Raw genomic sequence first — 16,343 nt, forward strand, 5'->3', positions numbered from 1 at the left:
GGGCGGATCAGCCTTTCACGGAACCGATGAGCATGCCCTTGGCGAAGTGCTTTTGCAGGAACGGATAGAAAATAAGGATGGGCAAAGTAGCCACGACGATCACGGCGAACTTGATGCCCTGTTCCGGCGGAATGTAGTTGGGGTCCACGTTGCCGGTTCCCAGCAGGTCCGAGGCGGCGGTGACCTGGCGGAGGTACATCTGGAGCGTCCACTTGGAGTTGTCGCTGAGGTAGAGCAGGGGCGACATGAAGTCATTCCAGATGCCCACGGCGTAGAACAGCGCGAACGTTGCCAGGACCGGTTTGGACAGCGGCAGCAGGATCCGCCAGAGAATCCCAATCTCGGTGGCGCCGTCCATCTTGGCTGATTCCTCAAGCTCCGCGGGGAGTTCCTGGAAGAAGTTCTTGATAATGATCAGGCTGAACGGGTTGATGGCCGCGGGCAGGATCAGGGCCCAGTAGGTGTTGAGCAGGCCCAGGTCCTTGACCAGCAGGAAGGTAGGGATCATGCCGCCGGAGAAGACCATTGCGAAAACCACCAGGGACAGGATGACGTTCCTGCCGCGGAGGGTTTTCTTGGCCAGCGGGTAGGCCATGGTCACGGTGAAGGCCAGCTGGACCAGGGTGCCCGCCGCGGTGACCAGGATGGTGGTCACCAGAGCGCGGATGAACGCCGGGGTGGCAAAGATGTATTCGTAGGAGCCCAGGGTGAACTGCTCCGGCCACACGAAAAAGGCCCGGCGGGTGATCTCGGCTTCGTTGGCGAAGGACCCGGCGAAGACGTAGACGAACGGCAACAGCGTGATGATGCCGATCAGGGACAGGAAGACGTAGTTGACGGCATCGAAGACGCGGCCGCCGCGGGTGTTGTGGATTTTCATGGCTAGAACAGTCCGCTCTGGTTGAATCGCTTGGCCAGGGCGTTGGTGCCGAAGATCAGCACGATGCCCACCAGGGATTTGAACAGGCCCACCGCGGTGGAGTAGCTGTAGGCACCCTGGGTGATGCCCACGAAGTAGACGTAAGTGTCAAAGACATCCGCCACTTCCCGGTTCAGGGCATTGGTCATCAGGTAGATCTGCTCGAAGCCCGTGTTGAGCATCTGCCCGATGGCCAGGATCAGCATCACGATGATCGTGGAACGGATCGCGGGAAGGGTGATGTGCCAGACCCGCCGAAACCGGCCGGCGCCGTCGATGATCGCCGCCTCATACTGGTCCTGGTCCACGGTGGACAGAGCCGCCAGGAAGATGATGGTCCCCCAGCCCGTGTTTTTCCAGATTTCCTGCAGCACGATCAGGGGCCGGAACCACGCGGGGTCGGACAGGAAATCAATGTGGGTGCCCAGGACGTTGTTCAGGAGCTGGAACAGCGGGCCAAGATCCAACGCGAACAGCAGGAAACTCAGCGATGCCACGATGGTCCAGGACAGGAAGTGCGGGATATACACCAGCGTCTGGACCGTACGCTTCAGGATGGACAGCCGGACCTCGTTGAGCAGCAGCGCCAGGATGATGGTCAGCGGAAAGGCCACGCCCAGGTTCAGGAAGGCCAGGATCAGGGTGTTGCCCAGCAGCCGGGGAAAGTCGGGGTTCGCGAAGAAGTCCTCGAAGTTCCGGAACCCCACCCAGGGGCTGCCGTTCACGCCAAGGAACGGGACGTAATCCTTGAACGCGATGGACACCCCGTACATGGGGGCGTAGCGGAACACCGCGAAGTACACCACTCCGGGCAGGAGCAGCAGGTACAGCCACTTGTAGTGGGCGAAATGGACAGAGAACCTGCCCCCGGTCCGGGGAGCGGTGGCATTCCCGCGCGTCTGCTCCCCGGCGAGGGTGTCAATGACAGGGGCTGCCATTTACTTGTTGTCCTGCCACAGCTTGTTGATCTCTTCCTTGACCTTGTTGCCGCCGCTGGTGCCCCACAGCTTGATGGCGTCCTTGAGGCCCTGCTCATCGATCTGGCCGGCGAGGTACTTGATGCGCGCATCGGCCACAATGTTGTCCAGCTGCGCACCCTTGGCAACGTAGGTTTCTGAGACGTAGGGGGCGGCCGGGTTGTAGACGGCGCTCTTCAAGTCTTCCGCCATCACTTCGGTGCGCTTGTCGAACACCTGCTGCTCGTAGTCGGTGGGCTGCTTGACCGGGTAGAACTGGTTGCCCGCCACATTCATGCCAAGCTGCGCGTAGCTCTTGATATCGGTGGTCACAGCCTTGCCCTCAGCGGTCTCGGGCTTGATGGTGGCCGCTTTGCCGTCCTCCACCGTGAAGTTCACGCCTTCGATGCCGTTGTTCAGCAGGACGGCCACGTCCTTGCCGTTCATGGTGTTCAGGAACTGCAGGACCTTGTCCAGCTCGGCCTCGCTCTTGACACTGGCCTTGGGAATGGCCAGGAATCCTGAGTAGCCGTCGGTGGGGTGCGCGTGCAGTTCGCCGTCGGGTCCTTCGAGGTTGCCCACGAAGCCCACCTTGTTCTGGAAGTTGTTGGGGTCTGCCTGCTTGAACAGGTTGATCAGCACGCTCACCCGGGAATCGACGTCGACAATGATGCCGCCCTTTCCGTTGAAGAACGGTTCGTTCCACTTGGTGCTGTCAAAGGTGGCGAAGTCCGGGTTGATGAGTTTTTCGTCCACCATCTTCTTGATGAACCGGTCCGCCTCGAGGAATTCGTCCGTTTCGAAGCTGGGGATGAGTTTCCCGTCCCGCTCCGTCCAGCGGTTCCCCGCGCCGTACCACTCCTCAATCACGTCGTAGGGGCTGTTGGTGCCCAGCGCACCCCACTTAGGGATGGTGATGCCGTAGGTGTCGTTCTGGCCGTTGCCGTCCGGGTCCTGTTCGGTGAAGGCCTTGGCCACCTTGTACAGGTCCTCCACGGTCTTGGGCGGCTGGAGACCCAGCTTGTCCAGCCAGTCCTGCCGGAACATGACGGCCGTACGCATGGGGGCGCGGCCCCGGAATACCCCAAAGACCTTGCCGTTGACGCTGGCGTTCTTCTGGATGTCCGGAAGAGTTGTCTTGAGGTTGGGGTACTTGTCCAGCTTGTCCGTGAGGTCCCAGAAGGCGCCGGCCTGGGCGTTCTTCACAAAGCCGGGTGTCTTGCCCTGGATCACCATGACCTGCGGGATGTCGGATCCGGCCAGCGTGATGTTGGTCTTGTCCTCATAGGAGGCGTTGGGGGCCCAGTTGATCTTGACCTGTTTGCCGGTCAGTTCTTCCAGCTTCTTCTGGACCGCGCCGTCCGCTGCTGGCGGCTGCGCCTCCAGGAACGGGGCCATGATGGAGACCGAGGTGAGGTCCGCAGCGGGAGTGTTGCTCCCGCTGCAGGCCGTGAGACTCAGTGCCGTGGCGGTGACGACGGCGGCGGCCAGGGAAAGTTTCCTGCGGATCATATTCTTCCTTTTCCACTTCGTTGGGGTACTTGGGGGTTGTTCCGCCCCTTGTTGATACGTTTCATTCACGTGTCCGGGCAGGTCTGGGCCACATCAATGCAAGCGGCCGGCTGCCCGGGGAAGTCAGGCAGTCGAGGCCTGCTGGAGGGCTGGCGGGACGGCTGGTTCCGCCACAGCGGCTACGGCCTCGTCATTGGCGGTGAAGAAGCGGTCACACAACCAGCCGGTGAGGTAGAGCCAGACGCCGATACTGAAGAACGGGATCAAGCCCGGAAGGCTGCCGCTGGCATAAACCACCGCGGCCGAAACAAAGAGCAGGATCACCGTTCCCGCCAGGTGCCGCACCGCAAACCGGGAGGACACCAGCAGGTACTGCGTCATTGGGAGCTCATACCGCGCATACATGGGGAACACGTAACAGGCGGCACCGGCCACGAAGATCGCCGCAACGAAAATGCCGGCCGCCATGAGCTGCGAAAAGAGGCCTGCGCCCCGGGAGAAGTAGTTCCAGTTCAGGACAAGCGCCGCTGCGATGGCCATGACCGGGAGTGAAAGCATGTTCGCCCTGCGGAAGCTCCGGAAGTATGCGGCGGTGAAGCCACGCAGCAGAGGAGCGGCGTCCCCAGCGGCCCGCTTGCGCACCGCAATCTGGGCGGCGGCAGTAGCCGGTCCAGCACCGAAGACCCCCAGACCCAGAACGGTGAAGGCGATCCACAGCAGATTGAGGCAGGCTATCCATACGAGCGTGTCAAAAAATGAGTAGGCGCGCGCACTCAAGGTTCCGGACAGCATGCCGCAATCCCCCTTCTCCATCGTTGCAGAGGCGAAGCGGAAAGTGGTCCGCATCACGCCAGTAATCGGTTCCTCGAAAATCTAGCCCTCCCTCCACACCCGGGTCAAGCGGAATTTTGAATCGTTACATAGCTGGACGGGGGACGCGTGCATACCGCACACTAAAAGGTGGAAAGCGCTTGCTGGACTGCTGCGCACCTCGATGCTGGTACCCGCAGGCCGGTGCCCGGGCAGAACGGAGAACCATTGGGAACAGCAACGGAAGCCGCCGGCGGCGGCGCCGGGACAGTCACCGCACCTGCTGCGGCAAGGATTGCCCTGGTGGGGGTGCACGGCTTTGGCACCCATCACCTTCGGAACCTCGAACGCCTCCAGGCGGCCGGGAGCGTTGAACTGGTGGCCGTGGCGGACCCGCAGCCGCCGGCACCCGGCGCCGTCCCGCCGTCGGCCGCTGTTTACCAGGGGCTCGATGACCTCCTCGAGGCGACCCGGGACCTGGACCTGATCATTGTGGCTACGCCCATCCAGACCCATGCCCCGCTGGCCCTGGCCGCCCTCTCAACGGACGCTGAGCTGTACCTGGAGAAGCCTCCCGTGGCCTCCCTCGTGGACTTCAACCGGCTGTGTTCGGCGGCATCGCAACCGCGCCGGGAGGTACAAATCGGCTTTCAAAGCCTCGGCTCGCACGCCCTGAAAGCCATCGAAGAACTGGTTGCCGCCGGAACCATCGGAACCCTGGAAGGCATCTCCGCCACCGGCCGCTGGGTGCGGGACAAGGCCTACTTCAAGCGCTCCCGCTGGGCGGGAAAACGGAGCATTAATGGGGTGGACGTGGTGGATGGTGTTGCCACCAATCCACTTGCGCACGCCGTGGCAACCGCGCTGCGGATCGCCGGGGCGCGCACCACCGCGGACCTCGCTTCCGTGGAGACCGAGCTGTACCGTGCCAACGACATCGAGTCGGATGACACGTCCGTGATCCGGATCCGCACCGCTACGGGCCTGCCGATCACCTGCGCCCTGACCATCTGCGCGTCGGAATCCGTGGAGCCCTATGTCACCCTTCAGGGCTCGGCCGGCAGTGCGGTGTTCCACTACACCGAGGACCGGCTCACCATCGAGACGGCGTCCGGGCGCACGGAGGAGACCTACGGCCGCGACGACCTGACGGAGAACCTCCTGGCCCACCGGGCCCACGGCGTTCCGCTGATCAGCAGCCTGGTGGACAGCGGGGCGTTCATGCTGGTGCTTGAGGCCGTCAGGACAGCACCGCGTCCCGTTCCCATCGATCCAGCGCATGTCCGATGGGAAGGCGAAGGCGATGCAGCCCATGCCGTGGTGGTTGGCATCGAGGACGCCCTGGAGCGCGCGGGCCGGCAGCATGCCACGTTCAGTGAGCTTGGCCTCCCCTGGGCTGCCGCCAAACCAACTTCCTTCGAAATCCCGGCCTCATGAGGGGCGTGGAGGAAGCCCCAGACCGCGAGGCCGCAGCGATTTCGGAAGACGCAGGGCAGCTCCACGCCATCAACCTCCTGACGGACGGGCTTGCCTCGTGCCTGACCGCCGCACTGTCACCTCAGTTCAGCTGGCAGCTGGGGCAGGACGACGACGGCGATCCCGCCCTTGCGCGGCAGACCGGCTACGAGCTTGAGGTCCAGGATGCCCTGGGCGCCGTGCTGTGGAACTCGGGGCAGGTGCCGGCCTCCTCCCAGCGTGGGGTTCCGTACGGCGGTTCCCGCCTTGACGAGGACACCGACTACGCCTGGCGCGTGCGCATCCGGGACGCCACCGGTGTCCCCGGTCCCTGGTCCGCCCTCCAGCCCTTCAGCACCGGCCTCACGGACAGTTCGTGGCGGGCCGGCTGGATGGGACGGGCCCCGGGTGGACGGGCCCCGCTGGAAGTGCTCGACCACGCACTCCGGGTGGCAGGTTCCCCCTTCCTCCCTGTTCCCTGCCCTGCGCTGCCCAGCTTCCGGCTTGAGGCCCGGGTACGCCCCGTGATGGGCCGGGCCGGCCTGCTCCTGCGCAGCAGCTGCCCCGGAACCGGCCTGCTGCTGGAACTGGGTGCCACGGGGGAAGTGGTGCTCCGCCACGCCCCGGCATGGGAGATCCCCTCCCCGCGGCTCCGGAGACGGCATTAATAGCCAGCGCCCAGGCCACCAACGCGGCGTCCGGCGGCGCCTGGCGGAACCTTGCGGTCAGCGATGATGGCCGGATCATCCGCGTCGCCGTGGACGGCGCCGAACTGCTGGCGGTTGACGTCCCTGTTGACGAAGGCGGCGCAGCCATGCTTGCGCTGCACCAGGGCCCGCGGAGCCAGGCCGAGTACGCCTCCCTGCGCGTCGCCGGGACGGCCGGCGGACGCGAAAACCTGCTGCTGGACCACCGTTTCGACACGGACGCTGACCAGGCCCTGGCATGCCTGGCGCACTGGCCCCGAACCACCCTCCACCGCCAGCCGGATGAGTGGACCCTGTTCCGGACCACCTTCACGCTCGGCGGGACCGTGCGGCGTGCCCGGCTCTACGCCGCAGCCCACCATCACGCCCAGTTCTCCGTGGCAGGAACGCACTGCCTCAGCACCACCTCGTTCGGCTATCCCGGCGAGGGCTATTACGACGCCGCCGACCTTACGGAGCTCCTCGCCGGACACCCCCGGACACGCCCGTGCCGGTGACGGCCCTGCTTCACTGGTACGGCCCGGGCCAAGGCCGCGCCGCCGGCATCCCCGGCCTCCTGGTCCGGCTCACCGTGGACTACGACGACGGGCGCCGGGAAATCCTTGCCTCGGGCCCTGGCTGGTCCGCCGGCGAGGCGCCGTACCGCCAGGCCGGCTACCGCAACGACGAGGGCGATCCCGTCGAGCACCTCGACGGACAGGCAGCCGCGTCCCTTGACGCGGCTTTTGACCTGCCGGCCGCCATCCCCATTGCCGGCCACCCGTCGTCGGACTTTCCCCGGCTGCACCCCCGCAGGACCTTCCTTGCCGGAAGGTTCGTGGCGCCACGGCAGTTCCTGACGGCCGACGACGGCACAATGGTTGCCGACTTTGGCCAGGTCATCGCCGCGCGGCCGGAGGTGGACTTCCTGGACGGGGTGCCCGGGCGCACCGTGATGCTCCGGGCCGGCTACGTCCTGCGCCCCGATGGCAGGGTGGACGCCGGGAAGACCCCCAGCCAGAACACCGACATGTCCTTCCCATACACCCAGGCTTCCGGGCCCCAGCAGTACCGGGCCTCAGTGCATCTGGGCTTCCGCTACCTGGAGCTTCCCGGCGTGGATGCCGCGGAAGTCTCACGCGTTGGCGCCGCCATCGTCCATGCCAGCCACCCCGCCGAGGGCAGCTTCAGCAGTTCGGACCCAACCCTGGACGCGGTGTTCGGCCTGCTCCGCGATTCTGCGCTGCATGGCATCCAGGAACAGTTCGTGGACACTCCCACCCGGGAAAAAGGCCAGTTCCTGGCCGACGCCGCGAACATTTCCTATGCCACCATGGCGCTGTTCGGCGAACACGCCTATACGGCGCAGGCGCTGCGGGAGTTCGCCTGGTCAGCCTGCCGCTACTGGCATGACGGGGAGGAGAAGGGGCGCTACAACGCTGTCTATCCCAACGGCGACGGGAAGCGCGACATCCCCGATTTCTCCCTGATGCTGCCGGAATGGGCGGAGGAGTACCACCTGCGCACGGGTGACCTTGCCCTGGTCCGGGAGTTGCTGCCGCACCTGCGCGACACGGCCGACTATGCGCTCCGGTACATTCCTGCGGAGGGCCCGACGGCGGGACTGGTCACCAGGCTGGGCGGCGGCTCCGGACCCTACCTGCACGGCATCGTCGACTGGCCGGCGCCCGGCCGGTTCGGCTACGACATGGACTGCGCGGCCAAAACCACCGTCAACGCCCAGGCCTACTCGGCCCTGGTGTCCACCGCCCGGCTCTGCGGCGCGGCCGACGAACAGGACGCGGCGGCCCACTATGCCGGCATGGCCCGCACCCTGGCCGGCGCGATCCGCAGCCGGCTGCGCGTTGGCGGGGTGATGGTGGACGGGCTCCACGAGGACGGGACACCCAGTTCCCACGCTTCCCAGCACGCCACGTCCTTCCCGCTGTCGCTCGGCATCACTGACCCCGCCTATGCGGCTGCGGATGCCGCCCGGATTGCCGGAATCGGAATGCGGCAGGGACCCATGACGGTCCACCGGCTGGTCCGCGCGCTGGTGGACCAGGGCATGACTGACGCCGTGCTGGACCTGCTCACCGGCAAGGGGCAGCCCGGCTGGGCACGGCTCCTGGACCGCGGGGCCACCTTCACGTGGGAGGCGTGGGACCTGGTTGACGGCAGCGACTACAGCCAGTCGCATGCCTGGTCCGCGTCCGTGCTCAAGGAGATCCTTGAGCACCTGCTCGGCATCCGGTACGCCGTGGCCGGCGGCACCGAAGTAGTGGTCGAACCACCGCTCTGCCGGCTGGAGCATGCCCGCGGCAGCGTCCCTACCGGCAACGGATACGTTCAGGCCGGCTGGCACCGGCGCGGCGGCCTGGTGGAACTGGAATGCACCATTCCACCCGGAACCACGGCAATCGTCCGGCTGCCCGACGGCGCCTACGGGGTGAAGGGGCCCTCCGCGGATGCCGTCGTCGTACCTTCCGTCCCGTTGCGCGCAGCGGCCGGCGCCGCCAGGGAATTCCGCGTGCACACCGGCACCTGGACGTTTACGGCCCGGTAGTTGCCACGGGAGGACGGGTGCGCCGCCCGTGCCGCCAGAGCAGGAAGCCGATGACCACGGCGGACAGCATGCCCAGGCAGCCGGTGACCACCAGCCCGGCCCGGACACCGAACTGCTCGGTCAGCCAGCCGGCCAGGAGGCCGCCGCAGGCATGCCCGCCCAGCAGGAGCGGCAAATACAGGGCCATCACCCGGCCGCGGATAGCGGGACCGGCTTCGAGCTGGACGGCCGTGGCGGCGGAGGTCAGGAACAGCAGCGTCATCACACCCACCACCAGCAGCATCGCCACGAACAGCACCAGGGTGGGCATGAGCGCGGCCACCAGCTGGGACAACCCGAAGAGGGCCGCCGCGGCCACGATGCCCTTTCGGCCCATGTTGCCCAGCCGTGCCGCCAGGAGTGCGCCTGCCAGTGCGCCCAAGGCGCTGACCGTGTTGAACAGGCCAAAGCCTTCCACCCCGTTGTGCCACACCCGCTCGGCAAAGGCGGCAAGGACCACCGGCCCGTTCATGCCAAAGGCGCCCAGCAGCCCGGCCAACACAATAAGGAGCAGCAGGCGCGGCCTCTCCCGGACATACCGGAAGCCGGCAAGGACCTGGCCCCGGCCCCTTTCGGCCGGTGCGCCGGGGTGCAGTTCGTGCAACCGGATGCCGGCAATCAGGCCGAGCACCACAACCCCGATCAACGCATTCAAAGCGAACGCGGCCGCCGGTCCTGCCTGCGCAATCACGATGCCGCCCAGCGCAGGCCCGGCCATGGCGCCCAGTTGGGACAGGGCGTTGTTGAGTCCGATCGCCGGGCGCAGGGCGGCGTCGCCCACCACTTCATTGACGAAGACCTGCCTGGTGGGCTGGTCCACTGCGGCGGTGACGCCCAGGGCGATACAGCTGCCGTAGACCACCCAGACGGTCAGGGTGCCGCTTGCCGCCCATGCCGCCAGCCCAAGGCCCAGGAGCACGATGACGGACTGGCACACCATCATGATCCGGCGCTTGGGGAAGAGGTCCACCACCAGTCCGGCCAGCGGGCCCACCACCAGCATGGGCAGGAACTGCAGGGCGACGGCGGCCCCCACCGCCGCGGGGCTTCCGGTCAGCTGCAGCACCAGCCAGTCCTGCGCCAGCCGCTGCATCCACACGCCAAGGCTCCCGGCCAGCTGCATGGCCAGGAACAGACGGTAATTGTGTTGGCTGAGGGGGTGGTACCAGCGGGCCCGGGTGGTACCGGGACTGGCGGCGGGTCCGGAACGGGTTCGTCGGGAAGGCACAGCTACCGGAGGGTGCGGTGGGAACGGAGTTTGACTGCGGCCGCGGCGAGGATCAGGGTGCCGGGGACTACCACGAAGAGCGCCGCAAGCATCCAGACGAACACCACGGCGCAGAACAGCGCGGCCGCGAGGAGCAGCGAACCGGTCCAGTCGCGCAGGGAGATGTCCTTGCCGGTACGGAGGGCCTGGTGCCACATGTTGTTGCCGGTGGCGCCGGTGGGCTGGCCGTCGGACCAGGCGGAGGCGGTGCGGAGCAGCACGATCGCCGCCCCGGCCGCCAGGACCAGGGTGGCAGGCAGCACCACACCACGGCCGGGAAGCTGCCCCACCCAGGCCAGCAGGAGGTTGAGGACAATCACGACGGCGGCAGCCGCCGTCGTGAGGCCCAGCTTCCAGCTGCCCGGCAGGGCCTCCTTGAAGAGGCTCCAGAGTCCGCGGACCGAATCATCCCGGCCCGCCAGGTGGCGTTTCAGGTGGGCGATGCCGGCGGCGTAGGCGGCGGGGATAGTGACCAGCGGGATGGACAGCACCAGCACCAGCAGTCCTGCCAGGAGGGTTTCGGAGAACAGGGCAAACCTGTTCACCGGGATGGGCTCGTGCTGGTGGGCTGCCGGTGTGGTGCTGTCCATGATGCTCATTTTTCTCTCCGTTGACCGTTAGCCCTTGAGGCCCTGGGTGGAAACGCCTTCGACGATGTACCGCTGGAAGATGAGGAAGAAGATCAGCACGGGGAGCAGGGCCAGGACGGACATGGCGATCATGGCGCCGTAGTCCGAAGACTGGGTTTGGTCCACGAAGAGGCGCAGGGCCAGGGGCAGCGGGTATTTGTCGGGGGTGTTCAAGTAGAGCAGCGGGCCCAGGAAGTCGTTCCAGCTCCAGATGAAGGAGAAGATCGAGGTGGAGATCAGGGCCGGTTTCATCAGGGGCAGCATGATGGAGGTGAAGATCCGGACGTGCCCGGCGCCGTCGATGCGGGCTGCTTCGTCGAGTTCGGCGGGGAGGTTTCGCATGAACTGGACCATGAGGAACACGAAGAACGCGTCTCCGGCGAGGAACTTGCCGATGAGCAGGGGGACGTAGGTGTCCACCAGTCCGAGCTGCTGGAAGATGATGTACTGCGGGATGATCACCACGTGGAACGGCAGCAGCAAGGTGGCGATCATCATGCCGAAGAACACGCTGCGTCCGGGGAACTTGATCCGGGCGAAGGCGTAGGCGGACACGCTCGCTGAGAGGATGGTGCCCACGACGGCGCCGACGGCCAGGATCAGCGAGTTGGTGAAGAACTGCAGGGTGGAGACCCCGCCGATGCCGTCCATCGCGGTGGCGAAGTTGTCAAGGCTGAAGTTGTTGGACCACAGCGAGGTGTTCTGGCCGCCGATTTCCGAGTTGGGTTTGAACGCGGAGGCGATCATCCACAGGGCCGGGTAGAGCACCACGCAGGTCAGCACGAGCGCTGCGGCGTGGAAGATGGTGCTCTTGGCGCGTTTTGCGCTGCTGGATTCGGATTTCGGGTTGTAGGCCGGGGCGGTGGCGCCCGGGGCCGGCTGGACGGGGGTTGCCGTGGTTGTCATTTTGCATCACCGCTGTAGTGGACCCAGGACTTGGACGTGCGGAAGAAGATCAGGGTGATGATGCCTACCACGATCACCAGCAACCATGCCATGGCTGAGGCGTAGCCCATCCGGAAGTCGCTGAAGCCCCGCAGGTACAGGTAGAGGGTGTAGAAGAGGGTGGATCCGGCGGGGCCGCCTTCACCGTTGGAAATGATGTACGCCGACGCGAAGATCTGGAACGCGTGGATGGTTTCCATCAGGAGGTTGAAGAAGATCACCGGGGAGAGCATGGGCCAGGTGATGTTGAAGAACTTCCGGACAGGACCGGCACCGTCCATCGATGCTGCTTCGTAGAGTTCGCCCGGGATCTGCTTCAGGCCGGCCAGGAAGATCACCATCGGGGCGCCGAACTGCCACACGGTCAGCAGGATCATCATGGGCATGGTCATGGACGGATTCCCCACCCAGCCGCCGATGTTGATCCCGAAGAAGGACAGGCCCTGGTCAACGGGTCCGGAATCGCCGAACATGGCCTTCCAGACGATCGCGATGGACACCGAGGCCCCAATCAGGGACGGGGCGTAGAAAGCCGACCGGTAGAAGCCCTGGCCGCGGCGCTTGCTGTTCAGCAGCATCGCCACCGCCAAGGCCGCGGCGAGCTTGAGCGGGGTGCCGAAGACCACGTAGGACAGGGTCACGCCCACGGACTGCAGGAACCGCTCGTCCTGGAAGAGGGTGGCGTAGTTGTCGAAGCCGATCCACTTGGGCGGCTCGAACAGGTTGTAGTTGGTGAACGACAGGTACAGCGAGGAGATCATCGGCCCGACCGTCAGGGCGATGAAACCCAGCAGCCAGGGCAGCAGGAAGGTGTAACCGGCGCGGGCATCCGCCCCGCGCTGCCGCGACTTGCGCGGCAGCGCGGTACCGGAGTGCCCCTGGCGCCTGCTCAGGGTTGGGCTTTGAGTCACGAGTTCAATCCGTCAGTCGTGAACACTCGATCGGCACTGGCCGGATCAGGCATTCTGCTTGATGAGGTCTTCGGCTTCCTTGAACCACGCGTCGACGGCACCGTCAACGGTGAGCTTGCCGTAGTTGAGGTCGGAGGCGATCCGGCCGAACGACGCTTCGAGCGTGCCGAAACCGACGATGGGCGGCTCGGGTGCGTCCTTGAGGTACTGCTCGATGGACTTCTCGTAATCAACCACCAGCTTGTCGGCGCCATCGAACGTGGTGCCGTCGCGCTGGGTCTTGGAGGCCGGAACGCCGCGGGAGGTCTTGAAGATCTGGCCCACCTCGGGGTCGTTGACCATGAAATCGATGAAGCGTGCGGCAGCGTCCTTGAACTTGGTCTTGGCGCTGGCCACCATCAGCATGGACGGCTTCAGGAACAGGCCCAGGTTGTTCGGGTCGTCCGAGGGTACCGGTACCAGCTTGAGTTGCTTGGCACCGCTGTCGGCCAGGTATCCGGCCATGAAGTTGTCCCAGGTAACCTCGGCGGCACTGACGTTGGAGCCGAACGGCGACTTGGGCTTGAGCTGGGTTACCCGGTCTTCCGGCACGAGGGCCTGGGTGCCGCGCAGCTTCGAGTTGAGGTTCCACCAGGTCTTCAGGTCGTCCTTGCTGAATCCCAGCTTCCCGTCGCTGGTGAAAGCCTGGATGTTCTTCTGCCGGAGCCAAATGTTGAACTGCCACCACACGCCGGTGAAGTCCGTGGAGCCGTACAGGGTGCCGTTGCCTTTGTCCCCAACTTCCTTCAGGAATGCCTGGAATTCGGACCAGGTCCACTTACCGGTGGGTTCGGCGATGCCCAGGGAGGCCAGCTTGGCGGGATCGTAGTAGACCGCGAAGGCGTTGGTGCTGGTGGGGATGCCGTAGGTCTTGCCCTTGATCTGGCCGGACGGCAGGAGTGATTTCTCGAACGCGGAGGTATCGATCTTCACTGCGCCCAGGTCCAGGAGCTGGTTGCGCTGGCCGTAATCGCGCAGGTAGGACAGGTCCCACTGCATCACGTCAGGCAGGCCGCCGCCTGCCGCTTCGGTGGCGCGCTTCTGCCAGTAGCCGGCAAAGTCCGTGAAGTTGCCGTTGACCTTGATGTCCGGGTTCTTCGACTCGAACAGGGCGATGGCTTTGCGGGTCCGCTCGGCGCGGTCGTCGTTGCCCCACCAGGTGTAGTTGATGGTCACGGGTTTTTCAGCGGATCCGGTCTGGCCGGACGAGCTGCCTCCGTTCCCACAGGCTGCCAGGGCTGCGGCAGATGCGGTGCCGATGGCCACGGTTGTGAGGAAATGCCTTCTGTTGATCACGGGAGCCTCCTTGCTCTACGGGTGCCTGGCCTGGCTCGGTCTACAACGTAAGTAGTGAGCTGGCTAACATGGCTTCTGAAACGATACAATAGCTGCATTCGGATCAATGGGCAAGCGTTTTCCAAGCCCTCAGGCAAGCGTTTTCCAAGAAAGCGTTTCCTTACTGTAAGGCAGCACCTCAGTCGACAAAGGAGTCCCATGACACAGCAGGAAAGCACCCGCCCGTCCAAAGTTTGGAGCAACGTCGGGGGCATCGCATTCGGGGGCGACTACAACCCCGAGCAATGGCCCGCGGGTGTCCGGCTGGAGGATCTGGAACTCATGCAGGAAGCGGGCGTGAATTTCCTCAGCGTCGGCATCTTCTCCTGGGCCCTGCTGGAACCCGCGGAAGGGCACTACGAGTTCGGCTGGCTGGACGAAGTCATGGACAACCTCGCCGGGGTCGGCGTTAAAGTGGCCCTGGCCACCGCCACCGCCGCGCCTCCCGCCTGGCTGGTCCGCAAACACCCGGAAATCCTGCCGGTAACGGCTGACGGGACCGTGCTGGGACCAGGCTCACGGCGGCACTACACGCCGTCGTCGGCCGTGTACCGCCGCTACGCCGCCGGGATCACGCGCGCACTCGCCGAACGGTACAAGAATCACCCCGCGCTGGCGCTGTGGCACGTTGACAACGAACTGGGCTGCCACGTCTCGGAGTTCTACGGGGAAGAGGACGCAGCCGCCTTCCGCGCCTGGCTCGAACGCCGGTACGGGAGCATCGATGCCTTGAACGCCTCCTGGGGCACGGCATTCTGGTCCCAGAACTACGGCTCCTTCGACGAAATCCTGCCGCCCGCCGTCGCCCCGTCCACCCTGAACCCGGGCCAGCAACTGGACTTTCAGCGGTTCAACTCGTGGGCGCTGATGGACTACTACCGGGAGCTGGTGGCCGTCCTTCGCGAGGTGACCCCGGACATCCCCTGCACCACCAACCTGATGGCCTCAAGTGCCACCAAATCCATGGACTACTTCAGCTGGGCCAAAGACCTGGACGTCATCGCCAACGACCACTACCTTGTGGCCGCGGACCCGGAACGCCACCTGGAACTCGCGTTCAGCGCGGACCTCACCCGTGGTATCTCGGGGGGCGACCCGTGGATCCTGATGGAGCATTCGACGTCGGCCGTTAACTGGCAGCCGCGCAACCAGCCCAAGATGCCCGGCGAGATGCTGCGCAATTCACTGTCGCACGTGGCACGCGGGGCCGACGCCGTGATGTTCTTCCAGTGGCGGCAGAGCTATGTGGGCTCCGAGAAATTCCATTCAGCGATGGTCCCGCACGGCGGACGGGACACGCGGGTGTGGCGTGAGGTGGTGGAGCTCGGCGCGGCACTGAAACGCCTCGAACCCGTGCGCGGTTCGCGGGTCCAGTCGCGTACCGCCATTGTGTTCGACTACGAGGCCTGGTGGGCCACTGAGATCGACTCCAAGCCGAGCATCGACGTGAAGTACCTGGACCTGCTGCGGGCGTTCCACCGGTCGTTGGTCCTGCGCGGAGTCTCCGTGGACCTGGTGCATCCGTCAACGTCACTGCAAGGCTACGACCTGGTGCTGGTGTGCACGCTGTACGCCGTGTCCGATGAGTCCGCTGACAATGTCGCCGCTGCGGCCGACTCCGGCGCAACGGTGCTGGTCAGCTACTTCAGCGGGATCGTGGACATGCAGGACCATGTGCGGCTGGGCGGCTATCCGGGCGCCTTCCGTGAGCTCCTGGGAGTAAGGGTGGAGGAGTTCCATCCGCTGCTGGCCGGGGCGCAGCTGAAGCTGGGCGACGGCACTGTGTCATCCGTCTGGAGCGAACACCTGCACCTTGCCGGCGCCGAGGCCATCCAGACCTTCACCGAATACCCGCTGGAGGGCGTCCCTTCCCTCACCCGCCGGCCCGTGGGTTCCGGGGCTGCCTGGTACTTGGCCACGTTCCCCGATGCCGACGGGATTGAGGCCCTGGTTGACAAACTGCTGGCCGAATCAGGCGTATCCCCCGTTGCCACTGCCGATCCCGGGGTGGAAGTGGTGCGACGCCGGTCCGCCGACGGGCGCAGCTTCCTGTTCGCGATCAACCACACGCGGGCGGATGCCGCCGTCACAGCCGCCGGTGTGGACCTGCTGACCGGTGAGCAGTTTCCGGGCACAGTTCCTGCCGGCGGCGTCGCAGTGGTAACTGAAAGCCAGGCGCAGCAAGCCGGCAGCCGTACAACTGCGCTTTAACAACTCCGCCCCGGAAAGGAACCATCGGTTCCCGCCGGGGCGGAGCTGCCACCCGCCGTCGGA

At 65.5% G+C, this 16,343-nt stretch carries 14 protein-coding genes; 5 read left to right on the plus strand and 9 right to left on the minus strand.

The genetic code is table 11. The features are described 5' to 3' along the window. Positions 1 to 7 precede the first annotated feature (7 nt). The 4 genes from OUO20_RS13420 to OUO20_RS13435 all read right to left on the minus strand — a co-directional run bounded on the left by OUO20_RS13420 (position 8) and on the right by OUO20_RS13435 (position 4,233). Positions 8 to 880, minus strand: coding sequence for a carbohydrate ABC transporter permease (locus OUO20_RS13420; RefSeq protein ID WP_268001926.1), 873 nt, complete (start codon positions 878 to 880; stop codon positions 8 to 10). 2 nt (positions 881 to 882) lie between these two features. After that, complete coding sequence (locus tag OUO20_RS13425) at positions 883 to 1,857, minus strand: ABC transporter permease (protein ID WP_268001927.1); 975 nt, start codon at positions 1,855 to 1,857, stop codon at positions 883 to 885. Then, positions 1,858 to 3,387 carry an extracellular solute-binding protein gene (locus OUO20_RS13430; protein WP_144601086.1) on the minus strand — a complete coding sequence of 510 codons (1,530 nt, stop codon included), beginning with the start codon at positions 3,385 to 3,387 and terminating at the stop codon, positions 1,858 to 1,860. 123 nt (positions 3,388 to 3,510) lie between these two features. Next, a complete protein-coding gene (locus OUO20_RS13435; protein WP_268003437.1) occupies positions 3,511 to 4,233 on the minus strand; it encodes a YesL family protein in 723 nt (240 codons plus the stop codon). Between the two features lie 192 nt (positions 4,234 to 4,425). On the opposite strand from OUO20_RS13435, the gene OUO20_RS13440 reads away from it, so the two are divergent. From OUO20_RS13440 to OUO20_RS13455, 4 genes are read left to right on the plus strand one after another with little or no spacing between them, the layout of a single operon-like run. Beyond that, a complete protein-coding gene (locus tag OUO20_RS13440; protein WP_268001928.1) occupies positions 4,426 to 5,634 on the plus strand; it encodes a Gfo/Idh/MocA family protein in 1,209 nt (402 codons plus the stop codon). Between the two features lie 5 nt (positions 5,635 to 5,639). Further along, complete coding sequence (locus OUO20_RS13445) at positions 5,640 to 6,320, plus strand: glycoside hydrolase family 78 protein (RefSeq protein ID WP_268001929.1); 681 nt, start codon at positions 5,640 to 5,642, stop codon at positions 6,318 to 6,320. Beyond that, positions 6,281 to 6,856 carry a hypothetical protein gene (locus OUO20_RS13450; RefSeq protein WP_268001930.1) on the plus strand — a complete coding sequence of 192 codons (576 nt, stop codon included), beginning with the start codon at positions 6,281 to 6,283 and terminating at the stop codon, positions 6,854 to 6,856. Before OUO20_RS13445 ends, OUO20_RS13450 begins: the two co-directional genes overlap by 40 nt. Next, positions 6,853 to 8,904 (plus strand): family 78 glycoside hydrolase catalytic domain, encoded by a 2,052-nt coding sequence (locus OUO20_RS13455; RefSeq protein WP_268001931.1) that lies wholly within the window; start codon positions 6,853 to 6,855, stop codon positions 8,902 to 8,904. Before OUO20_RS13450 ends, OUO20_RS13455 begins: the two co-directional genes overlap by 4 nt. Here the strand turns inward: OUO20_RS13455 and OUO20_RS13460 are convergent. The 5 genes from OUO20_RS13460 to OUO20_RS13480 are packed head-to-tail and all read right to left on the minus strand — an operon-like array spanning position 8,891 to position 14,030. Further along, the gene (locus OUO20_RS13460) at positions 8,891 to 10,171 is read right to left on the minus strand and encodes an MFS transporter (protein ID WP_223992632.1); all 1,281 of its coding nucleotides are present in this window, start codon (positions 10,169 to 10,171) and stop codon (positions 8,891 to 8,893) included. The genes OUO20_RS13455 and OUO20_RS13460 overlap by 14 nt on opposite strands. Before the next feature lie 2 nt (positions 10,172 to 10,173). After that, positions 10,174 to 10,809: a hypothetical protein gene (locus tag OUO20_RS13465; RefSeq protein ID WP_018768922.1), complete on the minus strand. Its 636-nt coding sequence runs from the start codon at positions 10,807 to 10,809 to the stop codon at positions 10,174 to 10,176. 18 nt (positions 10,810 to 10,827) lie between these two features. Beyond that, positions 10,828 to 11,745: a carbohydrate ABC transporter permease gene (locus tag OUO20_RS13470; protein ID WP_056392638.1), complete on the minus strand. Its 918-nt coding sequence runs from the start codon at positions 11,743 to 11,745 to the stop codon at positions 10,828 to 10,830. After that, complete coding sequence (locus tag OUO20_RS13475; RefSeq protein WP_018768924.1) at positions 11,742 to 12,695, minus strand: carbohydrate ABC transporter permease; 954 nt, start codon at positions 12,693 to 12,695, stop codon at positions 11,742 to 11,744. The genes OUO20_RS13470 and OUO20_RS13475 overlap by 4 nt, the downstream gene beginning before the upstream one ends. A 45-nt stretch (positions 12,696 to 12,740) precedes the next feature. Beyond that, entirely contained in the window at positions 12,741 to 14,030 is a 1,290-nt protein-coding gene (locus OUO20_RS13480; protein WP_268001932.1) for an ABC transporter substrate-binding protein, read from the minus strand. Between the two features lie 198 nt (positions 14,031 to 14,228). On the opposite strand from OUO20_RS13480, the gene OUO20_RS13485 reads away from it, so the two are divergent. Further along, a complete protein-coding gene (locus tag OUO20_RS13485) occupies positions 14,229 to 16,280 on the plus strand; it encodes a beta-galactosidase (protein WP_268001933.1) in 2,052 nt (683 codons plus the stop codon). The last annotated feature ends 63 nt before the right edge of the window (positions 16,281 to 16,343 follow it).

The sequence above is a fragment of the Arthrobacter sp. FX8 genome (assembly GCF_026723805.1).
Taxonomy (GTDB): Bacteria; Actinomycetota; Actinomycetes; order Actinomycetales; family Micrococcaceae; genus Arthrobacter.

What these genes read in the sequence shown, in the direction of transcription:
- OUO20_RS13420 (WP_268001926.1), bottom strand. Translation starts at nt 880, where the DNA reads ATGAAAATCCACAACACCCGCGGCGGCCGCGTCTTCGATGCCGTCAAC.
- OUO20_RS13485 (WP_268001933.1), top strand. Translation starts at nt 14,229, where the DNA reads ATGACACAGCAGGAAAGCACCCGCCCGTCCAAAGTTTGGAGCAACGTC.
- OUO20_RS13470 (WP_056392638.1), bottom strand. Translation starts at nt 11,745, where the DNA reads ATGACAACCACGGCAACCCCCGTCCAGCCGGCCCCGGGCGCCACCGCC.
- OUO20_RS13435 (WP_268003437.1), bottom strand. Translation starts at nt 4,233, where the DNA reads ATGCGGACCACTTTCCGCTTCGCCTCTGCAACGATGGAGAAGGGGGAT.
- OUO20_RS13450 (WP_268001930.1), top strand. Translation starts at nt 6,281, where the DNA reads ATGGGAGATCCCCTCCCCGCGGCTCCGGAGACGGCATTAATAGCCAGC.
- OUO20_RS13465 (WP_018768922.1), bottom strand. Translation starts at nt 10,809, where the DNA reads ATGAGCATCATGGACAGCACCACACCGGCAGCCCACCAGCACGAGCCC.
- OUO20_RS13430 (WP_144601086.1), bottom strand. Translation starts at nt 3,387, where the DNA reads ATGATCCGCAGGAAACTTTCCCTGGCCGCCGCCGTCGTCACCGCCACG.
- OUO20_RS13425 (WP_268001927.1), bottom strand. Translation starts at nt 1,857, where the DNA reads ATGGCAGCCCCTGTCATTGACACCCTCGCCGGGGAGCAGACGCGCGGG.